The organism is Bradyrhizobium sp., assembly GCF_035309285.1.
Lineage (GTDB): Bacteria > Pseudomonadota > Alphaproteobacteria > Rhizobiales > Xanthobacteraceae > Bradyrhizobium.
Genome location: NZ_DATGFH010000004.1, coordinates 1 through 21,824, shown reverse-complemented (window position 1 = coordinate 21,824; position 21,824 = coordinate 1). Strand labels below are relative to the sequence as shown.

The 21,824-nt window shown below is 64.1% G+C and carries 19 protein-coding genes; 14 read left to right on the top strand and 5 right to left on the bottom strand.

The window, feature by feature from the left end; translation table 11 throughout:
- Positions 1-4 precede the first annotated feature (4 nt).
- The 4 genes from VKR55_RS01155 (at position 5) to ppx (ending at position 5,119) form a co-directional block, all read left to right on the top strand.
- Entirely contained in the window at positions 5-559 is a 555-nt protein-coding gene (locus VKR55_RS01155) for a CDP-alcohol phosphatidyltransferase family protein (RefSeq protein ID WP_324398958.1), read from the top strand.
- Between the two features lie 33 nt (positions 560-592).
- Positions 593-1,270 (top strand): P-loop NTPase family protein, encoded by a 678-nt coding sequence (locus VKR55_RS01150; RefSeq protein ID WP_324398957.1) that lies wholly within the window; start codon positions 593-595, stop codon positions 1,268-1,270.
- 135 nt (positions 1,271-1,405) lie between these two features.
- Entirely contained in the window at positions 1,406-3,604 is a 2,199-nt protein-coding gene (locus VKR55_RS01145; RefSeq protein WP_324398956.1) for an RNA degradosome polyphosphate kinase, read from the top strand.
- Positions 3,605-3,616: 12 nt separating this feature from the next.
- The gene (ppx, locus tag VKR55_RS01140) at positions 3,617-5,119 is read left to right on the top strand and encodes an exopolyphosphatase (protein WP_324398955.1); all 1,503 of its coding nucleotides are present in this window, start codon (positions 3,617-3,619) and stop codon (positions 5,117-5,119) included.
- On the opposite strand, the gene VKR55_RS01135 is transcribed toward ppx, so the two are convergent.
- A complete protein-coding gene (locus VKR55_RS01135; RefSeq protein WP_324398954.1) occupies positions 5,116-5,970 on the bottom strand; it encodes a TerC family protein in 855 nt (284 codons plus the stop codon). The genes ppx and VKR55_RS01135 overlap by 4 nt on opposite strands.
- Before the next feature lie 43 nt (positions 5,971-6,013).
- Positions 6,014-6,436, bottom strand: coding sequence for a nucleoside-diphosphate kinase (gene ndk, locus VKR55_RS01130; protein ID WP_324398953.1), 423 nt, complete (start codon positions 6,434-6,436; stop codon positions 6,014-6,016).
- A 281-nt stretch (positions 6,437-6,717) separates the two neighbouring features.
- Between ndk and VKR55_RS01125 the strand changes: the two genes are divergently transcribed.
- From VKR55_RS01125 to VKR55_RS01115, 3 genes are all read left to right on the top strand, one after another.
- Positions 6,718-6,972, top strand: coding sequence for a sulfur globule protein precursor (locus VKR55_RS01125; RefSeq protein ID WP_324398952.1), 255 nt, complete (start codon positions 6,718-6,720; stop codon positions 6,970-6,972).
- 188 nt (positions 6,973-7,160) lie between these two features.
- Positions 7,161-7,328: a hypothetical protein gene (locus tag VKR55_RS01120; RefSeq protein WP_324398951.1), complete on the top strand. Its 168-nt coding sequence runs from the start codon at positions 7,161-7,163 to the stop codon at positions 7,326-7,328.
- Positions 7,329-7,372: 44 nt separating this feature from the next.
- Complete coding sequence (locus VKR55_RS01115) at positions 7,373-9,244, top strand: ABC-F family ATP-binding cassette domain-containing protein (protein WP_324398950.1); 1,872 nt, start codon at positions 7,373-7,375, stop codon at positions 9,242-9,244.
- Positions 9,245-9,818: 574 nt separating this feature from the next.
- On the opposite strand, the gene VKR55_RS01110 is transcribed toward VKR55_RS01115, so the two are convergent.
- The 3 genes from VKR55_RS01110 to VKR55_RS01100 form a co-directional block, all read right to left on the bottom strand.
- Positions 9,819-10,334: a hypothetical protein gene (locus VKR55_RS01110; RefSeq protein WP_324399046.1), complete on the bottom strand. Its 516-nt coding sequence runs from the start codon at positions 10,332-10,334 to the stop codon at positions 9,819-9,821.
- Between the two features lie 183 nt (positions 10,335-10,517).
- Positions 10,518-10,970 (bottom strand): DNA polymerase III subunit chi, encoded by a 453-nt coding sequence (locus tag VKR55_RS01105; RefSeq protein WP_324398949.1) that lies wholly within the window; start codon positions 10,968-10,970, stop codon positions 10,518-10,520.
- Positions 10,967-12,460: a leucyl aminopeptidase gene (locus VKR55_RS01100; protein ID WP_324398948.1), complete on the bottom strand. Its 1,494-nt coding sequence runs from the start codon at positions 12,458-12,460 to the stop codon at positions 10,967-10,969. Before VKR55_RS01100 ends, VKR55_RS01105 begins: the two co-directional genes overlap by 4 nt.
- A 359-nt stretch (positions 12,461-12,819) precedes the next feature.
- Between VKR55_RS01100 and lptF the strand changes: the two genes are divergently transcribed.
- The 7 genes from lptF (at position 12,820) to VKR55_RS01065 (ending at position 21,678) form a co-directional block, all read left to right on the top strand.
- A complete protein-coding gene (gene lptF, locus VKR55_RS01095; protein WP_324398947.1) occupies positions 12,820-13,986 on the top strand; it encodes an LPS export ABC transporter permease LptF in 1,167 nt (388 codons plus the stop codon).
- On the top strand, positions 13,983-15,080 hold the full coding sequence (lptG, locus tag VKR55_RS01090) for an LPS export ABC transporter permease LptG (protein ID WP_324398946.1): 1,098 nt from the start codon (positions 13,983-13,985) through the stop codon (positions 15,078-15,080). The genes lptF and lptG overlap by 4 nt, the downstream gene beginning before the upstream one ends.
- Positions 15,080-17,575 (top strand): LPS-assembly protein LptD, encoded by a 2,496-nt coding sequence (locus VKR55_RS01085; RefSeq protein WP_414642278.1) that lies wholly within the window; start codon positions 15,080-15,082, stop codon positions 17,573-17,575. The genes lptG and VKR55_RS01085 overlap by 1 nt, the downstream gene beginning before the upstream one ends.
- Positions 17,576-17,651: 76 nt before the next feature.
- Entirely contained in the window at positions 17,652-18,665 is a 1,014-nt protein-coding gene (locus tag VKR55_RS01080; RefSeq protein ID WP_414642277.1) for a SurA N-terminal domain-containing protein, read from the top strand.
- A gap of 51 nt (positions 18,666-18,716) precedes the next feature.
- Entirely contained in the window at positions 18,717-19,745 is a 1,029-nt protein-coding gene (gene pdxA / locus VKR55_RS01075) for a 4-hydroxythreonine-4-phosphate dehydrogenase PdxA (protein WP_324398945.1), read from the top strand.
- A complete protein-coding gene (gene rsmA / locus VKR55_RS01070; RefSeq protein ID WP_324398944.1) occupies positions 19,742-20,605 on the top strand; it encodes a 16S rRNA (adenine(1518)-N(6)/adenine(1519)-N(6))-dimethyltransferase RsmA in 864 nt (287 codons plus the stop codon). Before pdxA ends, rsmA begins: the two co-directional genes overlap by 4 nt.
- Positions 20,606-20,619: 14 nt before the next feature.
- On the top strand, positions 20,620-21,678 hold the full coding sequence (locus tag VKR55_RS01065) for an alcohol dehydrogenase (RefSeq protein ID WP_324398943.1): 1,059 nt from the start codon (positions 20,620-20,622) through the stop codon (positions 21,676-21,678).
- The last annotated feature ends 146 nt before the right edge of the window (positions 21,679-21,824 follow it).

Genomic DNA, 21,824 nt, shown 5'->3' with positions numbered 1-21,824 from the left:
CGCCGTGACTATTCCAACCAGCATTCCGAATTTCATCACTGTCGGCCGGATCCTGCTGGTTCCGATCATCATCTGGGCGATTGCCTCCGACCAGATGGAGCTGGCCTTTGCCGTGTTCGTCGTGGCCGGCGTCAGCGACGCCGTCGACGGCTTTCTCGCCAAGCGCTTCAACATGACGAGCGAGCTGGGCGCGCTGCTCGATCCCCTCGCCGACAAGGCCCTCTTGGTGTCGATCTACATCGCGCTCGGCATCTGGGGCGCGATCCCGCGCTGGCTCGTGATCCTGGTGGTGTCGCGCGATTTCATGATCGTCGCCGCCGTGATGGTCTCGTGGTTGTTCGACAAGCCGGTCGCGATGAAGCCGTCGATGGTTTCCAAGCTCAATACCGTGGCCCAGGTGGCGTTCGCCGCACTGGTGCTCGCCTCGCTCGGGTTCAATTTCACACCAAAACCGTATGACCTGATCCTGATGGGCCTTGTGACGGTCTTTACCCTTTCCTCCGTATCGCTTTATCTCGTGGAGTGGATACGGCACATGAGCACGATCGAAGCTCGCTAGATGGTGCCGCCGGTCCGGCATGGAGAGAGTAGCGTGGCAGGCCGCGTTCATCCCCGTCAATTGGCGTTCGCCTTGCCGCATGCGGAAAGCCTGACGCGGGATAATTTCCTGGAAGGCCCCGCCAATGCCGCGGGCCTCTCCCTGATCGACGCCTGGCCGGAATGGCCGAGCCGCACCATGTGGCTGGCTGGACCCGAGGGGGCCGGCAAAAGTCACCTTGCCGCGATCTGGGCCGAAGAGGCGGGCGCACGCTCCACCACCGCGCACGCGCTCTCGGCTGCCAATGTGCCGGCGGCGCTTGCGACCGGCGCGCTGGTGGTGGAGGATTTCAAGCCTGGAGCGTTCGACGAGCGCGCGTTGTTTCATCTCCTGAACCTCGCGCGGGAGGAGCAGGCCTATGTGCTCATCACCGCGCGCACGGCGCCATCGTCGATCGAGATCGAATTGCGCGACCTGCGCTCGCGGCTGCGCGCGATCCCGGTGGTGTCGCTGCTCGAGCCGGACGACCAGTTGTTCCGCGCCCTTATTGTCAAATATTGCGCGGACCGGCAGCTCGCCGTGGACGAGGCGGTGGTGAGCTATCTCGCGACCCGGATCGAGCGTTCCCATGCGGCCGCCCGCGGCGCGGTCGAACTATTGGACCGGGAGGGCCTGCGCCTCGGCCGGCCGGTGACGCGGGCGCTCGCGGTGGAACTGCTGCGTAAACCCTGAGCAGAGCGGCATCTTGACGCCATGGCGGAGGGGGCCATCATGGCCGGAAAGCCTCGCCCCGGTTGTCACATTATTTGCGCGGCATTCCGTTAAAAGCCCGGGCGCCTTTCCGATTCGGGATTGGATCGAATTCTCATGGAATCTGAGCAAGTTATTGTAATCGAAGAAGAACCAGCCAGCGCCGAGATCATCTCGCCGATTGCCGCGAGCCCCGAGCGCTTCATTAATCGCGAGCTGTCCTGGCTGCATTTCAACCGCCGCGTGCTTGAGGAATCGGTCAATCCCGGCCACCCGCTCCTGGAACGGGTCCGATTCCTGTCGATATCCGCCAATAATCTCGACGAATTCTTCATGGTCCGCGTCGCCGGCATCAAGGCGCAGGTCCGTGAAGGCATCGCCGAACGCAGCCCGGATGGGCTCACGCCCTCGGAACAGCTCACCCTGATCAACTCGACCGTCTCCCAGCTTGCGACCGACCAGCAGGCGATCTGGCGCGACCTGCGTCAGCTTCTCGGCGATTCTGGCATCGTCCTCATCGATGGCCGCGACGTCACCCGGAGCGAGCGGGCCTGGATCGAGGATCATTTCCTCCACAACATCTTCCCGCTGCTCACGCCGCTTGCGATCGATCCGGCCCATCCTTTCCCGTTCATTCCGAGCCTGGGCTTCACCGTGGCGCTGCAGCTCGCCCGCGTCTCCGACGGCAAGCCGATGAACGCGCTGATCCGCATGCCCGGCAAAATCGACCGCTTCCTCCGCATCCCTTCGAGCAAGGACGGAGCGGTGCGCCTGATCACGCTCGAACAGGCGACCGGCCTGTTCATCGGCCGGCTGTTCCCCGGCTACACGGTCAAGGGTCAGGGCGCCTTTCGGATCATCAGGGACTCCGAAATCGAAATCGAGGAAGAGGCCGAAGATCTGGTGCGCGTGTTCGAGACCGCGCTGAAGCGGCGCCGGCGCGGATCGGTGATCCGGCTCGAGATCGAGGCCAACATGCCCGAGGAGCTGCGCGCCTTCGTGCAGCATGCACTCTCCACCACCGACGACGAGACGCTTCTGGTCGATGGCGTGCTGGCGATGAACGAGCTATCGCAGCTCACGCGGCTCGACCGGCCGGACCTCGAATTTGCGCCCTATGTGCCGCGTCATCCCGAGCGCGTGCGCGACCACGGCGGCGACATCTTCGCCGCGATCCGGCAGAAGGACCTGATTGTCCATCACCCCTACGAGTCCTTCGACGTCGTGGTGCAGTTCCTGCAGCAGGCTGCGCGCGATCCCGACGTGGTCGCGATCAAGCAGACGCTGTACCGCACCTCCAACAACTCGCCGATCGTCCGCGCGCTGGCGGAAGCCGCCGAAGCCGGCAAGTCGGTGACCGCGCTGATCGAGCTCAAGGCGCGCTTCGACGAGGAAGCCAATATCCGCTGGGCGCGCGACCTCGAGCGCGCCGGCGTGCAGGTGGTCTACGGCTTTCTCGAGCTGAAGACCCACGCCAAACTGTCCTTGATCGTGCGGCGCGAGGGCGGCAGCCTCACCACCTATGTCCACACCGGCACCGGCAACTATCACCCGGTGACCGCGCGCATCTATACCGACCTCTCCTATTTCACCTCCGACGCGATCATCGGGCGCGATGTCGCGCGTGTCTTCAACTTCATCACCGGCTATGCCGAGCCGATCGACATCGAGAAGATGGCGGTATCGCCGTTGACGCTGCGCCGGCGCATCATCGAGCACATCAAGGCCGAGACCAATCACAGCCATCACGGCCGGCAAGGCGCGATCTGGATGAAGATGAATTCCCTCGTCGATCCAGACATCATCGACGCGCTCTATGAAGCCTCCCGCGCCGGCGTCTCGGTTGAGCTCGTGGTCCGCGGCATCTGCTGCCTGCGGCCGGGACTGCCGGGACTTTCCGAGAATATCCGCGTCAAATCGGTGATCGGCCGCTTTCTGGAGCACGGCCGAATCTACTGCTTTGGCATGGGTCAGGGCCTGCCGAACCCGAAAGCAGCTGTGTATATCTCGTCTGCCGACATGATGCCGCGCAACCTCGACCGCCGCGTCGAGGTGCTCTGTCCGTTGCAAAATCCCACGGTGCATCAGCAGGTTCTCGAACAGATCATGGTCGCGAATCTCAAGGACAATGAGCAAAGCTGGCAGTTGTTGCCGGATGGATCGTCAACGCGTATGAAGGCCGCGAAGGGCGAAGAGTCTTTCAATCTGCACAACTACTTCATGACGAATCCGAGTCTCTCTGGCCGTGGAAAGTCGCTCAAGGAATCTTCACCGCGCCGTCTCACGCGCCGTAACGAACGCCATCACCCCGCATAAGGGATTTGTTCTGTGACGCGGCCGCGCCAGCGTGCCAACAGCGTCGCGGTCATCGACATCGGCTCGAATTCGGTTCGTCTCGTCGTCTATGAGCGGATGGCGCGCAGCCTCATCTCGGTGTTCAACGAGAAGACGCTGTGCGGACTGGGCCGCGAGGTGCAGTCGACCGGCCTGCTCGCGCCCGACGCCGTCGACAGGGCACTGAACTCGCTGAAGCGCTTTCGCGCGCTGTGCAAGATCCAGAGGGTCGCGCGGGTCTATGCGATCGCGACCGCCGCTTGCCGCGATGCCACCAACGGCCCCGATTTCATCGCCAGAGCGGAGCGTATCTGCGGCGCCAGGATCGAGATCCTGTCCGGGCCACGCGAGGCAAAACTGTCGGCGCTCGGCGTCGTCTCCGGCATTCACAAGCCTGACGGCATCGTCGGCGATCTCGGCGGCGGCTCGCTCGAATTGGTCGACGTGCGCGGCCACCAGGTGCGCGGCGGCGTCACGCTGCCGCTCGGAAGCCTGGCGCTGCAGGACCTCTCGCACAAGTCGCTCAAGCGCGCCGAGCGCATCGTCAAGACCGAACTTTCGGAGGTGCCGCGGCTGAACGCCGGCCGCGGCCGCACCTTCTATGCCGTCGGCGGCACCTGGCGCGCGCTCGCGCGCATCCACATCATCCAGAGCGGCTATCCGCTCAAGGTGATGCACGGCTACTCGATACCGGCGGCCGATGCGCTCGATTTCGTGCTGCGGCTGCGCCGGCTCGCGGCGACCAACATGCTGGCCGATATCGAGGCGGTGGCCGAAGCGCGCCGCCCGCTCCTCACATATGCCGCGCTGGTGCTTGAATACATCATCCGCACCGCGAAGCCGCGGACCATCACGTTCTCGACCTTCGGCGTGCGCGAGGGCTTGTTGTTCTCGATGCTGCCGGAGACCGAGCGTAACAAGGACGGGCTCATCTGCGCCGCGCAGAGCCTGAACGAACTGCTGTCGCGCTCGGCGCGCCACGCCCAGGAACTGATCGAGTGGGCCGACCGCCTGGCGCGGGTCGTGCATCTGCGCGAGAGCGAGGAAGACCGCCGGCTGCGTCATACCGCCTGCCTGTTGTCCGACATCGGCTGGCGGGTGCACCCCGACCACCGCGGCGAACAGACGCTCACAACCATCATCGACGGCAATTTCGGCTCGATCAGTCACCAGGGCCGCGCCTTCGTCGGCCTGTCGGTATTCTTCCGCTATGCGGGCCTCAGCGAGGAGAACCAGCCGCCGAGGATCATCCAGCAGCAGGTCACGCCGGCGATGCTGGAGCGCGCCAAGGTCCTGGGCGCTGCGTTCCGCGTCGCGCATCTGATCTCGGCCGCGCGGCCCGGCGTGCTGCCGGCGACCCATTTCCGCACCGAGGGTCGCAAGTTGATGCTGGTGTTCGAGCATCAAATGGTCGATCTCGTCGCCGACCGCGTCGGCAGCCGTTTCAAGCAATTGGCACGCCTGGTCGGCCGCTCAGGGTCGATCGTTCGGCGTTAATCGGCTCCCCGCATGGTTTTGGCCGCGCCCGGCGCGCCGTTGCGCTTCGCCGCCCTGAGCTTGCGCGTCCGCCAGATCGATCCGACGACAAGGACGACGACCGCGCCGAGCGAGGAAGCCACCAGATCCGTCAGGTCGCCGCCGAAGCTCAGGTGCGATGCCCCTAGAATCGCCGACGTCGCCTCGATGCTGAAATGACCATCGAGCGCCTGATGCAACGCGGCCTGATCGACGGGATCGCTCGCGATCAGGCCACCCGCGATCCAGCCGAGCAGCATGGCGCCGAGCCAGACCAGGACCGGAAAACGGTCCAGCACGAACATGATCAGCGCCGCGCCGGCGATAATCATCGGGATCGAGATCGCCAATCCAAACACCAACAGCGAGAGCTGCCCGTTGGCGGCGGCAGCCACCGCGATCACATTGTCCAGGCTCATGACGATGTCGGCGATCACGACAATGCGCACCGCATGCCACAGCGTGGTGCCGGCCGCGATCTCGTCGCTCTCGTCTTCCGGCACGAGAAGCTTGGCCGCGATGATGAGCAGAGCGATCCCGCCGACAAGCTTGAGGTACGGCAGCAACATCAAGGTCACGACGATGCCGGTGAACGCAATCAGCAGCACCACAGCGACGCCGGCGCCGATGATCATGCCCCACAGCCGGTGCCAGCCGCGGAGACCGCGGCAGGCCATCGCGATCACCAGCGCGTTGTCACCCGACAACAGCACGTTGATCCAGATGATCTTGCCGACCGCGAGCCAGAACGAAGGCCGCTGCAGGTCGGCCTGAAACTGGGTGAAGAACGCGCCGATATTGGCGGGATCGAAGATCTGCAAGACCAGGTTCACAACCTATCCCTTACCCGCGCAGCCCTTGTCCCGGCCGGCGGCCTCAGCCGACGATCTCGTTGCCCGAGAAGAACTGCGCGATCTCGACCACGGCGGTCTCCGGCGCATCCGACCCGTGCACCGAGTTCTCGCCGATCGACTGCGCGTGCAGCTTGCGGATGGTGCCGTCGGCGGCCTTGGCCGGATCGGTCGCGCCCATCACGTCGCGATATTTGGCGATCGCGCCCTCGCCTTCAAGCACCTGCACCACGACGGGACCCGAGGTCATGAACTCGACGAGTTCGCCGAAGAACGGCCGCGCCTTGTGCACGGCATAGAAGGTCTCGGCCTGGCCGCGCGTCATGCGGATGCGCTTCTGCGCGACGATGCGAAGGCCCGCCTTCTCGATCAGCGCGTTGACCGCGCCAGTCAGATTGCGCGCGGTCGCGTCGGGCTTGATGATCGAGAAGGTGCGCTCAGTCGCCATGATCTTTGGTCCTCAAATTAACGGGGTGTGAGTTGGCCCGCGCTTATATCGGCGGCTTGCGCGCTCGGCAAGCGCGGCAGCCTGTGTCACGCGCTCGCACAACCGCACGGAATTACAACAATTTCACGAACGTGAACCCTTTCTGCAGCCCGTGTCTCGGCCCCGTTCAGGGCGCGCGGAATAGGTTTTGGGTTGACCGGATGCCTCTCTGCTTTCGAGGCTCCACCGGCCAGGAGATTTCACCTTGGGCGCCACGCGGCGCCGAACACTGGGAGATGACCATGTTTCGCAAATTCGCTCTTTCCGCAGCGGCCGGGATCACCTTGGGTGCAGCGGCACTGGCGCCGACGCCGGCGGCGGCCTGGGGCTGGCATGGCGGCTGGTACGGCTATCACGGCGGCTACTATCATCGCTGGTGGGGCCCGCGCGCCTACTTCGGCGCCCCCGTCTCGTACGGCTATGGCGGCTGCTATGTGCGCCAGCTCGTTCCGACCCCCTGGGGTCCCCGCTTCCGCCTGGTGAACCGCTGCTACTGAGCGATCCACCAACCCCGATAGTCTCAGAGAACCCCGGCCTTGCGCCGGGGTTTTGCTTGGGTTGGCGGATACCGTCAATCTTCATGCAAATTTTACCCAACTGGCATGGCCTCACGGTGGACCGGAAACCATTCCGCGGCAGGCGAGTTTTGAGTGCATAAGTAACTGAATCGCCTGGGACATACGCAATGACCGGCCGTGACACGCCGCAGCATGAGGAGATCGATCGCAAGACCAGCCGAGCGATCTGTGACGCCGTGGGCGAGCGGCTGCAGCAGAGTTTGCGCCCGGAATTCGCGAGCCCTTCGCCGCGGCTGGAGCGGCTGATCGAGGAGCTTCGACGCCTCGAGCGCTGAAAATTCCGGGTTGCGTTTGACCGCTTCTGCGGTGACAAGCGCGCATGCTTTCCATCTCCGACATCTCGATCCGGCTCGCCGGGCGGCTCCTGATTGACCATGCGACGGTGCAGATTGTGCTCGGCGCGCGCGTCGGTCTGGTCGGCCGCAACGGCACCGGCAAATCGACGCTGTTCCGCGCCATCCGCGGCGAGCTCGCAACCGAATCCGGAACCATCACCGTTCCGCCGCGCTGGCGCGTCGGCAGCCTCGCCCAGGAGGCGCCCGACGGACCTGAGAGTCTGGTCGAGATCGTGCTCAAGGCAGACCTCGAGCGCGATGCGCTGCTCAGCGAAGCCGACACCGCACGCGATCCGCACCGGATCGCGGAGATCCAGACTCGGCTTGTCGACATTGATGCGCATTCGGCCCCCGCCCGCGCGGCAGCGATCCTCAGCGGCCTCGGCTTTTCGACGGCGGACCAGGCGCGGCCGGTTTCCGAGTTCTCCGGCGGCTGGCGCATGCGGGTTGCGCTGGCAGCAACCCTGTTCGCAGCGCCCGATCTCCTGTTGCTGGACGAGCCCACCAACTATCTCGATCTCGAGGGCACGCTGTGGCTCGAGGATCATCTGGCGCATTATCCCCGCACCGTGATCGTCATCAGCCACGACCGCGATCTTCTTGAAACCTCGGTCGACCAGATCCTGCATCTCGAGCGGGGCAAGCTCACGCTCTACCGCGGCAGCTATTCCTCCTTCGAGGAGCAGCGCGCGATGCGCGAGATGCTGGATGCCAAACAGGCCAAGCGGCAGGAAGCCGAGCGCAAACGCCTGCAGGCCTTCGTCGACCGCTTCAAGGCCAAGGCCTCGAAAGCGCGCCAGGCGCAATCCCGCGTGAAGATGCTGGAGCGGATGAAGCCGGTTGCGGCGCTGGTGACGCAGGACGTGCAGGAGATCTCCTTCCCCGCGCCGGAAAAGATACTGTCGCCGCCGATCATCGCCGTCGACAACGTCTCGGTTGGCTATGAGCCGGGAAAACCGGTGCTGAACCGCGTCACACTGCGCATCGACAACGACGACCGCATCGCACTGCTCGGCGCCAATGGCAACGGCAAGTCGACGCTGGTGAAACTGCTGGCAAACCGCCTGGCTCAGTTTTCGGGGTCGATCACGCGCGCCGACAAGCTGGCGATCGCCTATTTCGCCCAGCACCAGCTCGATGAGCTCGGCGAAGAAGGCTCGCCCTACGACCATGTGCGCCGGCTGATGGGGGATGCGCCGGAATCGAAAGTGCGCGGGCGGGCCGGCGCGATCGGCTTCTCCGGCAAGGCGGCCGATACCCCGGTGAAGAGCCTGTCCGGCGGCGAGAAGGCGCGGCTTCTCTTGGGCCTTGCGACCTTCTTCGGTCCCAACATGATCATCCTGGACGAGCCCACCAACCATCTCGATATCGACAGCCGCGCGGCGCTGGCCGAAGCCATCAATGAATTTCCGGGCGCGGTGATCATGGTCTCGCATGATCGCTACCTGATCGAGGCCTGCGCCGACCGGCTCTGGGTGGTGGCCGACCAGACCGTGACGAGTTTTGACGGCGACCTCGGCGACTACCAGCGGCTGGTGCTGTCGTCGCGGGGCGAGCGCGCGACGCCCCGTGACAGCGGCGAACGCGGTCAGGCTCGCGAGAAGCCCGAACGCACCAGGAATGCGCGCGAGAAGTCGCCCAGACAGCGCATCGCCGAGGCCGAGGCCGAGATCGAGCGTATCAGTGGCATCATCGCCAAGGTCGACGCCGCGCTGGCGCTGCCGGATATTTTTGCACGCGATCCAAAGCAGGCCGCGCAGCTCAGCCAGGCCCGCGCCAATGCTGCAAGCGCGCTGGAGCGCGCCGAGGAGGAATGGCTGGAAGCGAGCACGCTCGTCGATCAGGCGGCGGGGTGAGATCTCGCTTCGATGTTCATTGTCAAACAGCTTCTCCGTCATTGCGAGGAGCGAAGCGACGAAGCAATCCAGACCGCATCCGCCGAACCAATCTGGATTGCTTCGCTCCGCTCGCAATGACGAGGACACGCATCCGCATTTTCGCGGCATCATCTACGGTGATGATCCTCTCTTGATCTACGGTGATGATCCTCTCTTGCGCCGCTATTTTTGCCGGCGCGGCAGCTCCTAACGCTCAGCGCGCGTTGGCGCGGCGAGAGAGGATGGACGGTGCGGAGCCCCATCATCCCAGACGCAATCGCTGCACTGCGGGCATATGTAGAGACGAACCTTCTTCCCGGCGCGCGGGTCGAGCATGGAAAGTTGGAGACGAACGAAGGCCGAGCACTTCGGACATTGAGGGGCTCTCTCCGACACTCGCAAAGCCAGCTGCTCGTCTTCCGTCATCGATTCGCCTCGACGCGATTCGCGCGCGATGATGCCAAGTGTTGCGAGGCTCGTCGTTAACGTAAGTTATTGTCGCGCATCGAGCACGACATGCTTGCCGGCGGGCGCAAACGAGATGCGGCGCGGCTCAAGTCGCCGCTTTCTTCTTTTTCTTCCTGGCCTTCGGCTTCGCTTTCGGTTGCGCGACGGGCTGGGGACCGGCCTCCACCGAGTTCAGGCGCCCGGCGGTGAACGTGTAGATGCCGGGACGCGGGCCATGCGTCCAGGTGACGACCGCCACGCGCTCGCCGCTCGGGCTGGAGGAAAGATTAACGCTGTCGGGAGCGAGGCCGATGCCGCGCACGACATCGCATTCGGTATGGCCAAGCGCGACATGTCCCGTGACCGGCGGCGGCTCCTGCGCCGCCGGCGGCGATCCCGCAGGACCATCGGTCAGTGCGTTGGCGTCCGAAGGTCCGGGAGGTGGCGCCATGCCGGGACAGGCGCCGTCGGGGCTGACGAGATCCTCGGCGGCGACCGGCGTGTTCGGGTTGAGCGGCGGCGCGTCGATCGAGACGTTGCGGATGAACAACCGGCCCGGACGCGAGAACCATTCAGCGTCCCTGGAGAACAGGTCAGACGCGCCGGACGAGCAGCCCGCCATCAGCGGCGCCAGCGCGAGCAGCAGCCACAGCCGTCCCCAATGTTGGTTGTCACGTCGCACGATAAAGCAAGTTCCCCATCCCAGCCCTTAACCGGCTGTCCCACCATCATTTTGCGGCGTCACCGTGGCTGAAGGAAGTCCGCCGGGCAGATACCGCAGATTATCATTAATTCAAACGGTTCGCTAATCCCGCCGGCGCCAGCGCCCCTGCTCGTCCGCCTGCCAGTAGGTGACCTCGAACCCGCGCGACTTGCAGTCGGTCCAGGCCAAGCGGGCGGATGCCAGCGCGTCAGCATCGTCGCCGTTGAACAACAGCACCATCCGCTCGTAGCGTTCGGAATCCTCCGGCAATGCGGCATTGTCGATCAGGAAGCGGACATTGGCGTGGTTGGGATTTGTCTCCGCGACCGTCAGCAGGACCGGCTGGTCCTCGGCATCGCCGACGCGCCAGGTCGCGTGCGGCAGGAAGGAATCGTCGCGATAGGTCCACAAATGTGCGTCGAGGGCGTCCGCGCGCTCCTCCGAGGTCGATTGCACGACCACACGCCAGCCGCGCTCAAGCGATTTCTCGAGCAGCGGCGGCAGCACACTCTCCACCGACATATTCTGTAGATGGTAAAACAATACTTCGGTCATTTCTCGTAGTGCTCTGAGACCAATCGGTCGAGCAGCCGCACGCCGAAGCCCGAGCCCCAGCTCTGATTGATTTCGCTTTTCGGCGCTCCCATCGCAGTGCCGGCGATGTCGATATGAGCCCAGGGCGTATTGTCGACAAAGCGCTGCAGGAACTGCGCCGCCGTGATCGAGCCGCCATAGCGACCGCCGGTATTCTTCATGTCGGCGAACTGGGAATCGATCAGCTTGTCGTATTCTGCGGCAAGCGGCAGGCGCCAGACCTTCTCGCCGGTCTCGACACCGGCTTTGACCAGGCGTTCGGCAAGTTCGTCATTGTTGGAGAACAGGCCTGCATGCTCGCTGCCGAGCGCGACCATGATGGCGCCGGTCAGCGTCGCGAGATCGACCATGAATTTCGGCTTGAACGTCTTCGCCACATACCAGAGCACGTCGGCGAGCACGAGCCGGCCTTCGGCATCGGTGTTGATGATCTCGATGGTCTGACCCGACATCGAGGTGACGATGTCGCCGGGACGCTGCGCATTGCCGTCGGGCATGTTCTCGACGAGGCCGATGGCGCCGACCGCATTGACCCGCGCCTTGCGTGAAGCGAGCGCGTGCATCAGGCCGACGACGCAGGCAGCCCCTCCCATGTCGCCCTTCATCTCCTCCATATTGGCCGCGCCCTTGATCGAGATGCCGCCGGTATCGAAGCAGACGCCCTTGCCGACGAAGGCGACCGGCTGATCGCTCTTCTTGGCCCCATTCCAGCGCATGATCACGGTACGGCCCGGCCGCGCCGAGCCCTGCGCGACACCGAGCAACGCGCCCATGCCGAGCTTGGTCATCGCCTTGACGTCGAGCACCTCGACGTCAACGCCGAGCTTCTTGAGCTGGCCCGCTCTGCGCGCGAACTCTTCGGGATAAAGCACGTTCGGCGGCTCGTTGACGAGCTCGCGGGCGAGGATCACGCCGTCGACCACGCTCGCATCCGGCGCGAAGGCCTTCTTCGACGCTGCAGCGTCCTCGACCGCGATGGAGACGTCGGCACGCAGGGCGCGGTCGTCGTCTTTGTTTTTGGTCTTGTAGCGATCGAATCGGTAGGCGCGCAGCCGCATGCCGCTTGCGATCGCGGCCGCCTGGGCGGGCCGCATGCCGCCTTCAGGCAGCTCGGCGATCACGCTGATGGCTTCACTCCCTGAATTCAGTTTACCGGCCAAGGCGCCGCCGAATTTGAGGAAGTCCTTTTCCTTCAGGTCATTAGCCTTGCCGGCACCGAGCACGATCAAGCGCTGAACCTTGATTCCCTCTGGCTCCAAAATATCGAGCGATGATCCACTCTTTCCCTTGAACTGGTTCGTCGCCGCCGCCCGCTTCACCAAATCGGCCGCCTTCCCCAGCGCCTTCCGTGTCGCCGGGCCGAATTTCAACGCGTCGTCACAAAACACCGCCAGGATGCCGCGCGGAGTGGTGGAAAGCGGCACGAAGCCGACCTTGACGGCGTCGGGCATGGGTAAACCTCCAGAAATCAGGGCTGTCGCTTTGAAGAGCGTGGGGCGAGCCGGGCAAGGGGCTTGGACGGCCGCACTTTGCCGCCATCCAACCACCCCGTCGGCCCACTATGGCCCGCCTTTTGGCCCCCTGCCAAGCACCGCGTGTTCAGGCAGTGGCGGGACGGCCACAATGCCCAAAATATTAACCTTATGTTGACGGTGCCACGGCGCAGCCATTTTGTTGACGGATCAAAGGGATGGTAGTGAGAGAATGAGCCGGTAAGACCACAGGCGGCGTAACCATTGGGGTCCCCTTGATCCAAGGGGTTGGTGGCGTTGCAGTTCGACCGGTGGCAGGGCGGGATCGTGCGGTAGCGATGGGGTCGATCGACAGGTATATCTTCCGCACGACGCTCGCGTCGTTTGCGCTGGTCCTGGTCAGCCTGACGGGCGTGATCTGGATTACGCAGGCGTTGCGCGGCATCGACCTGATGACGAGCCAGGGCCAGACCATCCTGACCTTTCTCGGCCTCACCAGCCTCGTGATCCCTGCGCTCGTCCTGATCATCGCACCGATCGCGCTGATGATCGCGATCTCGCACACGCTGAACAAGCTCGCGACCGATTCCGAGATCATCGTGATGAATGCCGCCGGCTTTTCGCCGTTCCGGCTGTTCCGCCCCTTCGTCTTTGCGACCATCGTGGTGGCGCTGCTGGTCGCCTTCATCGCCGCCTATCTCGCGCCCGAAGGCCTCAGGCGAATCAAGCAATGGGACGCCGACATCACCGCCGACGTGCTGACCAACGTGTTGCAGCCCGGGCGCTTTGCGCAGCTCGATCAAAATCTGACCATCCGGATTCGCGAGCGCCAGCCCGGCGGGCTGCTCAAAGGCATCTTTATCGACGACCGCCGCGATCCCAAGGAGCGCGTCTCGATCGTCGCCGACCATGGCACCGTGGTCAAAAGCGGCCAGGGCTCGTTCCTCGTGCTGGAGGACGGCAATCTCGAGCGATTCGAAGCCGACAAGCGCGATCCGGCGCTGGTCGCTTTCGCCCGCTACGCCTTCGACATGTCGAAATTCTCCCAGCATGGCGACGTCGCGCTCGGCATCCGCGAGCGCTATATCTGGGAACTGCTGTCGCCGGATGAAAACGATCCGATGTACAAGCAGCTCCCGGGCCAGTTCCGCGCCGAGCTGCATGACCGCTTCATGTCGCCGATCTATCCGTTTGCGTTTGCAGCCCTGACCTTCGCCTTCCTCGGCGCGCCGCGCACCACCCGCCAAAGCCGCAACTTCTCGATCGGCGGATCGATCCTGGCCGTGTTCAGCCTGCGCATGGCCGGATTCGCCTGCTCGGTCCTGACAGTGAGGACGCCGGTCGCGGCCGCCGTCCAGTACGCCATGCTGCTGCTCGGGATCGGCGCCGGGCTCTGGCTCATCATCGCCGGCGTCGTGGTCGAGCCGCCGGCTGCGCTGCTTCAAGCGATCAACAACACCAACGCGCGCCTCGCTCGCCTGTTAGGACGTCCGGTCACTGCATGAGCATGATCACCAATACGCTCGGGCGTTATTTTGCCGGCCGCTTCGTGATCGCGGCGCTCGGCGTGTTCATCAGCGTCTTCGTGCTGCTGGTGCTCGTCGACTACATCGAGATGGTGCGCAAGACCTCGGGCCTCGTCGACGCCTCGCCGATCATGGTGGCGGAAACCTCGCTGTTCCGGGTGCCGCAGCTTCTCGAGAAGATGATGCCGTTCTGCGTCCTGATCGGCGCCATGACCTGCTATCTCGCGCTGTCGCGCCGCCTCGAGCTCGTGGTCGCGCGCGCCGCCGGCGTCTCGGCCTGGCAATTCATTGCGCCCGCGCTATTCGCGGCAATCATCCTCGGCGTGCTCGCCACCGTTGCCTACAATCCGATGTCGGCGAACTTGAGCGAGCTGTCCAAGCGGATGGAAGCGCAACTGTTCGGCAACGCGCCAGGCGGCGGCGTGCAGGACGCGTCCGGCTTCTGGCTCAACCAGGTCAACGCCGACGGAAGCGTGATCATCAACGCCGCGCGTAGCGAAAAGCAGGGCGTGCGGCTGACCGGGCTCACGCTGTTTCGATTCGATACCAACAACGTGTTCAAGGAGCGTATCGAGGCGCGCGAGGCAACACTGGAGAAGGGCTACTGGCTGTTCAAGGGCATCCGCCGATTCTCGTTGGAAGCGCCGCCCGTCGATCAGAAGAGCTTTGAGCTCGCCACCACGCTGACGCCGGCGCAGGTCCGCAACAGTTTCTCGACCCCCGAAACCGTGTCCTTTTGGCAACTGCCGAGCTACATTCGTTCATCGGAAAGCTCGGGATTTGCGACGGCCGGATACCGGCTGCAGTACCACAAGCTTCTGGCACAGCCATTTTTGCTGGCTGCGATGGTGATGATGGCTGCATCCGTGTCGCTCAGGTTCTTTCGATTCGGCGGCGTGCAGAAGATGGTTTTAAGTGGCGTGGGCGCGGGCTTTCTGCTCTACGTTCTGTCCAAAGTAACCGAGGATTTGAGCAAGGCCGAGTTGATGCATCCGATCGCTGCGGCGTGGCTGCCCGTGTTGGTGGGCGGCCTCACCGGCTTTTTGGCCTTGTTGTACCAGGAGGACGGGTAGTGGCTGTCGTCGCCGCCCGCCAGAGGAGTCTGTCCGTGTTTCGGCGGCGCGCGTCCGTGCGCTGCGAGGGTTGGCGCTTGGCCGCGATCAGCCCCCTCCTCGCCGCGGCATTGGCCGTGCTCGTCGCCGGCGCGCTCGCGCTTGCATCGAGCGCGCCCGCCTCCGCGCAGGGCTTCACCTACAATCCGCAGCCGCCGCGGCCGACGCCGCCGAAGGTCGCCAATGACGGCCAGATGCTGGTGCAGGCGGTCGAGGTCGATTACGACTACAACAACAGCCGCGTCTCGGCGGTCGGCAACGTGCAATTGTTCTACAACGGCACCACCGTCGAAGCCGACAAGGTGATCTACGACCAGAAGACCAAGCGGCTGCGCGCCGAAGGCAACATCCGTATGACGGATGCCGACGGCAAGATCACCTACGCCAACGTCATGGATCTGTCCGACGACTACCGCGACGGCTTTGTCGATTCGCTGCGGGTCGACACCGCCGACAATACGCGCATGGCCGCGACCCGGTCCGACCGCACCAGCGGCAACTACACGGTGTTCCAGAACGGCGTCTATACCGCCTGCGCTCCCTGCCGGGACGATCCCAAGAAGCCGCCGCTGTGGCAGGTCAAGGGCGAGCGCATCATTCACGACCAAAAGGAGAAGATGCTCTACTTCGAGACCGCGCAGCTCGAATTCTTCGGCGTGCCGATGGCCTATATGCCGTACTTCTCGACGCCCGACCCGACCGTGAAGCGCAAGTCGGGCTTCCTGATGCCGATGCCGAGCGAGAACTCGACCTACGGCTTCGGCGTGGAGATTCCCTATTACTGGGCGATCGCTCCCGACTATGACATGACCTTCAGCCCGCGCATCATGAGCCGGCAGGGCGTCCTGCTGCAGACCGAGTTCCGCCAGCGCCTGATCAACGGCTCCTACCAGATCCGCCTCTACGGCATCGACCAGCTCGATCGAAGCGCCTTCGCCGGCCTGCCCGGCGATCGCGATCTGCGCGGCGGAGTCGAGACCAAGGGCCAGTTTGCGATCAACGACAAATGGGTCTGGGGCTGGGAGGGCACGATCCTGTCGGACTACTACTTCATGTCCGACTACCGCCTTGCGGCTTACAGGGACCCGATGAACGCGTTCCTGAACCTGCCGACGGAAGCGGTCTCGCAGCTCTATCTGACCGGCGTCGGCAACCGCAGCTATTTCGACCTACGCTCGATCTATTACCTCAGCTTCTCGGGCAACCAGCAGCAGGTTCCCGTCATCTACCCGGTGCTCGACTATTCGAACGTCTTCAACTCTCCGATCTTCGGCGGCGAGGTCTCCTACAAGACGAACTTCGTCAACCTGACCCGCAACGATGCGGTGTTCGATCCGATCACGACCCTGGCGAACACCAATAGCCTGTGCTTGACCGCATCCGCCGATCCGATGGCGCGCCTCCCGTCGCAATGTCTGCTCCGCGGCATGCCCGGGACCTACACGCGGCTTTCCGTGGAAGCCCAGTGGCGGCGCTCGTTCACCGACTCGATCGGCGAAATCTGGACGCCGTTTGCGATCATGCGGGCGGACGCGATCAACGCCGACATCTCCAACCAGCCCGGCGTGTCGAACTTCCTGCCCGTGGGCGACACTCAGGCGCTGCGGCTGATGCCGACCGTTGGCCTCGAGTACCGCTATCCCTTCATCAACGTGCAGCCGTGGGGCTCGACCACGATCGAGCCGATCGCGCAGATCATCGCCCGCCCGAACGAGAGCTATGCCGGCAAGCTTCCGAACGAGGATGCGCAGAGCATGGTGTTCGATACCTCGAACCTGTTTGAAGTCGACAAGTTCTCCGGTTATGACCGCGTCGAGGGCGGCGGGCGCGCCAATGTCGGCGTGCAGTCGACCACCGCGTTCGACCAAGGCGGCACGGTCAAGGTGCTGTTCGGCCAGTCCTACCAGCTCTTCGGCGCCAACTCCTACTCGGTGCAGGACGTCACCAACACCGGTGTCGATTCCGGTCTTGCCAAGCCGAGATCGGATTATGTCTCGAGCATCGCCTACTCGCCGAACTCGACCTACACCTTCAGCGTCCGCTCGCGCTTCGACGAGCAGACCTGGAACGTGCAGCGCTTCGAGGCCGAAGCACGCGCGAATTTCAATCGCTGGTCGATCAGCATGATGTACGGCGACTATGCGCCGCAGCCCGAACTCGGCTACTTGACCCGCCGCGAGGGCATCCTCGCCTCCGGCTCGGTCAAGCTCGCAGCGAACTGGGTCGCGACTGGGGCGCTGCGCTGGGATCTGCAGGCCGACAAGATCAACCAGTACGTGATCGGCGCCGGTTATGTCGACGATTGCTTCGTGCTGGCGGCCAACTATGTCAGATCGTACAACTACACCGCGGGCGGTGCGCCGCCGACATTGAGCAACGCCTATATGCTGCAGATCGGCTTGCGCACCATCGCCAACACGTCGACGACGGGGTCGGGCGCGACCGGCGTTCAGTAGCGTTGGGCCGGGCAGGAGTGGAGGGCGAAAACCCCCGTTCCGCCGAACTTAACTTCCGATGGGTTCGAGACCGAACATGATCAAGACAGCCACTTTCTCGCATCGCGTACGGGTCCTGCTGGCCGGTTGCGTGGCCGGCTGTATTGTCGCGGCCATCGCACCAAGCCATGCCGTCGCGCAGACGGTGGCCGTGATGGTGAACGGCGAACCCATCACGGATTTCGACATCGAGCAGCGCACCAAGCTCGATTTCCTTTCCACTCACAAGCAGTCGACCCGCCAGGACGTGATCAACGAGTTGATCGACGAGATCGTGAAGATCAAGGAAGCCAAGAAGTTCGGGGTCGATCCCTCCGCCTCCGACATCGACGACGCCTATGGGCAGATGGCCCAGCGCATGCGGATCACGACTGACCAGTTGACGGCGTCGCTGGCAAAAGGGGGCATCCGGCCCGACACGTTCAAGCAAAAGATCAGGGCCGACCTGGTCTGGGGCAGCCTGGTGCGAGGCCGCTACAAGGAACGGCTGCAGGTGGGCGAGAAGGACGTCGCGGCCGCCGTCAAGGCCGAGGGAGGCAGCGACCAGCAAACGTCCGACGCTTTCGAATACAGATTGCAGCCGGTCGTGCTGATCGTGCCGAAGGGATCGCCGCAAAGCGCGATCGACCTTCGACAAAAAGACGCACAAACCCTGCGCGCCCGTATCGAAACCTGCGATCAGGCCAATCAATACTTCAAGTCGATGCCGAATGCCGCGATCCGCGAGATGGTGATCAAGACCTCGGCAGACATTCCCGCCAACCTGCGCAAGGTGCTCGACGACACCCCGATCGGCCATCTGACCCCGCCCGAGGTGACCAAGGAGGGCATCGAGATGGTGGCGCTGTGCGGCCGCAAGCCGACCACCATCGATACGCCCCAGCGCAAAGCGATGCGCGACAAGATGTACGAGAAGAAATACGAGGCGACGTCGAATGCGTATTTGGCCGAAATCCGCAAAGCCGCGATGATCGAATATCGACAGGCGGGCGCCGAAGAGTCGAACGCACAAGCAAGTTCGGGCAAAAAATCGAAAGCGCGCCGCAACTAGCGGTTTGCGATTGCCCATGACTTTCTGACGTTCGTGAGAATGGATGCCGTGATGGAGCACGAGCCCCGAAAGCCCGGCAGTCGACCGCTTGCACTGACGCTGGGCGAACCCGCAGGCATCGGACCCGATATCACGCTTCTCGCCTGGCTCAACCGGGATGACTTGAAACTTCCACCCTTCTATGTGCTCGGCGACCGCGGCTTTCTCGCGCGGCGCGCCGACATGCTCGGCCTGAACGTCGCACTCGCGGAAGTCGACGCTGCCGAAGCAGAGGCGGTCTTTACCAAGGCGCTGCCGGTCGTTGTCACCGGCGAGGCGGCAAGCGCCAAGCCGGGACATCCCGACCCGTCCAGCGCGCCGTCCGCACTCGCCTCGATCCGGCGGGCCGTCGCCGATGTGCAGGCGGGACGTGCCGGCGCCGTCGTCACCAATCCGATCGCAAAAAGCGTGCTCTACAGCGCGGGCTTCCGCCATCCCGGCCACACCGAATATCTTGCCGAGCTCGCGGCTTCCGACGGCAAGGCGCCGCAGCCGGTGATGATGCTGTGGTCGCCCATGCTTGCCGTCGTGCCGGTGACGATCCACCTTGCGCTGCGCGAGGCGATCGCGCAGCTTTCGACCGATCTGATCGTAAGCACTGCGCGCATCGTGGCGCGTAGCCTGAAGACGAGCTTTGGCTTAACGCGCCCTCGTCTCGCGCTTTCCGGACTCAATCCGCATGCCGGCGAGGACGGCTCGCTCGGCACCGAGGACAAGGCGATCGTCGCGCCAGCGGTGGAATTGCTCCGTGCCGAGGGAATCGACGCGAGGGGGCCGCTGCCGGCCGACACCATGTTCCACGAAGCCGCGCGCAAGACCTATGATTGCGCGATCTGCATGTATCACGACCAGGCGCTGATCCCGATCAAGACGCTCGCCTTCGACGACGGCGTCAACGTCACGCTGGGTCTGCCGTTCATCCGCACCTCGCCGGACCACGGCACTGCCTTCGATATCGCAGGCACCGGCCGTGCCAATCCGGCGAGCCTGGTCGCGGCACTTCGGCTCGCAGCGCGAATGGCTGCCGCCAGGACCTCATGAGCGCGATCGACGACCTGCCGCCGCTTCGCGAGGTCATCCGCGAGCACGCACTGTCGGCGCGCAAGTCGCTCGGCCAGAATTTCCTGCTCGACCTCAACCTCACCGCGCGTATCGCGCGCGCCGCGGGTCCTCTGGAGAATGCAACCGTGGTGGAGATCGGCCCCGGGCCCGGCGGGCTCACGCGCGCGCTGCTCGCGCTGGGGGCGGCGCATGTGATCGCGGTCGAGCATGACGCACGCGCGATCCCCGCGCTGGAAGCGATCGGCCGCCGCTATCCGGGACGGCTCGAAATCGTCTGCGCCGACGCGCAGACTTTCGATCCCGGACCCTATCTCGGCTCGACACGGGCGAAGATCGTCGCCAACCTGCCCTACAACATCGCAACCAATCTTTTGATCGGCTGGCTCTCCATCGAGCCGTGGCCGCCCTGGTACGACATGATGGTGCTGATGTTTCAGCGCGAGGTCGCCGAGCGCATCATCGCGCGCGAGAACGAGGACGCCTATGGCCGGCTCGGCGTGCTCGCCAACTGGCGCGCCGAAACAAAAATCCTGTTCGACATCTCGCCTTCCGCCTTTGTGCCGCAGCCCAAGGTGACCTCGTCGGTGGTGCGGCTGGTGCCACGGGCGACGCCCGAGCCCTGCGACCGCCGCGCGCTGGAGCAGGTCGCGGCAGCCGCCTTCAATCAACGCCGCAAGATGCTGCGCCAGAGCCTGAAATCGCTGCCGGCCGATCCGCTGCGGCTGCTCGCCGCGGCCGATATCGATCCAATGCGTCGCGCCGAGACCGTTCCGGTCTCGGGCTTTGTTGCCATGGCGCGCGAATTGGCGGATATACGGAACGAAAAATCGAACAGGTAATGGGAGAAGCGTCAATGGCGCAGATGCGTCGACAGTCACTGGTCAAATTCGATGCGCCGCTCTGCGAGACCATCGTCGAAACACCGAAGCCGCAAGGCAACGAGGTCCTCGTCCGCATCGAGCGCTGCGGCCTGTGCCATTCCGACCTGCACATCCAGGACGGCTATGCCGATCTCGGCGGCGGCAAGCGCCTCGACACCACGCGCGGCATGACGCTGCCGTTCACGCTCGGCCATGAGATCGCCGGCGTCGTCGACGAGGTCGGCCCCGGCGTCTCGAAAGACCTGGTCGGCAAGAAGAAGGCGGTGTTTCCCTGGATCGGCTGCGGTCAGTGCCGCGATTGCCTTGCCGGCGACGAAAATCTCTGCATCAAGCAGCGCTTCCTCGGCGTCTCCATCGACGGCGGCTTCGCCACCCATGTGTTGGTGCCGGATGCCAAATATCTGCTCGACTATGATCCGCTGCCGGTCAACCAGGCCGCGACCCTGATGTGCTCGGGCGTCACCGCCTATGGCGCGCTGAAGCGGCTGGTCGACCGCCCGCGTCAGCGCAACCTGCTTTTGATCGGGCTCGGCGGCGTGGGCATGATGGGCCTGTCGTTTGCGCAGGCCATGTTCAAGCAGAAGATTTCGGTCGCCGATCTCAATCCCGCCGCGCGGGAAACGGCGCTGCAGAACGGCGCATCCTTCGCCTACGACCCCGCTGAAGCGGACATCGTCAAGCGAATGATCCGGGAGACCGAGGGCGGATTTGACGAGATCGTCGATTTCGCCGGCAACGAAAAGTCGATGGCGTTTGCGGTCTCCGTGGTCGCGCGCGGCGGCAAGATCGTGGTGTCCGGCCTGATGGGCGGTAATTTCAGCCTGCCGATGGTGCAATGGGTTTACAAGCGCATGACCATCGAAGGTTTTATGGTCGGAACGCTGGCCGAGGGGCATGAACTGATGGCGCTCGCGCGCGCCGGAAAGATCAAGCCGACGCCGATGCGGGAAGAGCCCATGGCCGACGTGCAGAAGTGGATCGACGCGTTGCGGGCCGGGAAAGTCGTGGGACGGATCATCCTGAAAAACTAGCGCATGTACTCATCTGTGGACGCCCCGCGAGATGCAAGCGGTTTTTGAAGAGCCTTGGCACGTAGTCGGATGCTGCCATCTGTCCGGCCTCTGATGCAGCGATGGAGCTGCGGGCCCGTATGGGAGTTCGCGGGGGCCGGAACCAA